This window comes from Kocuria himachalensis, assembly GCF_054784195.1.
In genome coordinates, this window is record NZ_BAAGPL010000040.1 from 1 (window position 1) to 1,132 (window position 1,132).

Here is a 1,132-nt window from a genome sequence, read left to right on the forward strand (position 1 = left end):
ACCTCAGCCAGCTCTTGACGGCGCCGCTTGTCCAGGACGCCGTCGATCTGGGCGAAGGCCCATTCCATGTCCGCCAGTTTCTGCTGGCTCCAGGCAGGCCGGGCCGCGCACCGGGTATAGATCCGCTCGTAGCTCAGCTCCAGCTCGGCCCGCAGACCGGCGTGATAGGCCTGGATCCGGCGCAAGCGCACCGCCGTGCGCCATTGGCGCACCCGGCGGATCAGCCACCAGGCCACCGCCGCGGTCACCGCGGCCACCCCTGCCAGCGTCAACACCATGGTCGGCGGCATGGCTCCCCCTTCGTGAAAACGCATGCGCTCCAAGGGTAGCCAGCGCCTCACCCTCCTACCGGGGCGCCACCTGGGATCGTGCCCCAGCCGTGACGTGCACCGACACCGGCCTCGAGTCGTTCCACCGGGCTTTCCAGCCTATGAGGTACGTCACTTTGGGGGCGTATCATCGCCCCCATTCTGACGAAGAACACCGCCCTGCGGATGAGCCGGATCGAGGAACATGCCATGACTGCTGTCGCCCAGCGTGAGCTCGAGCGCAAGTACGATCTCCCGGACGGGGCCAAGCACCGGGTCGACTGGGGCGTGCTGGAGGGATACACGGTCACCGACGCGGCGGTGGAGCACCGGATGGAGGCTGTCTACTACGACACCGCCGACCAGACCCTGACCCGGCACCAGGTGGCGCTGCGCCGGCGGACGGGCGGGGGCGATGACGGGTGGCATGTGAAGTTGTACGAGCCCGGTGGTCGCTACGAGGCGCAGTTCCCGCCTTTGGAGGAGGCACCGGAGCAGATGCCTGATGAGGTACGCCACCTGCTGGAAGGACTTACCGGCGAGCAACCATTGCACCCGATCGCGACCCTGGCCACGGTCCGGCAGGTGCTGACCATCGCCGCGGTTTCCGGGGCCTCGGTCGCGGAGGTCGCCATCGATGAGGTCGAAGCCGTGGATCATCGCAGCGGCACGGCCCGGTCGTGGTCGGAGTGGGAGGTGGAGCTCACCGAGGCGACCGTGGCGCCCGAGCAGCAGGAGCAGATCTTCACCGCCATCGAGCACGCCCTGTTCGCCGTCGGGGGCCAGCCCTCGGCCTCGACCGCGAAGATCGCCCGCGCCCTGGG

Annotated in this window: 2 protein-coding genes; one reads left to right on the forward strand and one right to left on the reverse strand. The window is 68.8% G+C overall.

Going from position 1 to position 1,132, the window contains the following annotated elements:
* On the reverse strand, positions 1-314 hold a 314-nt coding region (locus ACYVM4_RS18220; RefSeq protein ID WP_460669452.1), incomplete at its 3' end, for a hypothetical protein.
* Between the two features lie 204 nt (positions 315-518).
* Between ACYVM4_RS18220 and ACYVM4_RS18225 the strand changes: the two genes are divergently transcribed.
* Positions 519-1,132: CYTH domain-containing protein (locus ACYVM4_RS18225; RefSeq protein WP_460669453.1), on the forward strand; the 614-nt coding region annotated here is incomplete at its 3' end.